The following is a 362-nucleotide window of genomic DNA, read 5'->3' on the forward strand; positions in this document are numbered from 1 at the left end:
ACCATGACGCGCTTGACCTGGTTGATGGGCCCGACGACGGCATCGAGGGTGGCGTTGACGCCATCGACGATCTTCTTGAAGTCACCCTGGTGGTGCGAGGCGTCCGCCCGCGTCTCCAGCTTGCCGGCCAGTGCGGCCTCGGAAAGCATGTTGGCGTCTCTCACCAGCGCGTTGACGGCGTTGATGCAGGTGTTGAGGTTGTTCTTCAGGGCGTTGAAGTCGCCCTTGTACTCGTCGGTGATCTTCTCGGGGATATCGCCCTTGGAAATGCGGTCGACGTAGCCGGCGGCGACGTTCAGGGGGCCGATGACGGCATCGAGGGTATTGTTGACGCCCGCCACGATGTCGCGGAACTCGCCTTC

1 pseudogene is annotated in these 362 nt (G+C 62.7%); it reads right to left on the reverse strand.

The features are described from left to right. A pseudogene (locus G8346_RS00275) lies at positions 1-362 on the reverse strand (hypothetical protein); the annotation flags it as partial.

The organism is Thioalkalivibrio sp. XN279 (assembly GCF_011089885.1).
In the GTDB taxonomy this organism is placed as follows: Bacteria; Pseudomonadota; Gammaproteobacteria; order Steroidobacterales; family XN24; genus XN24.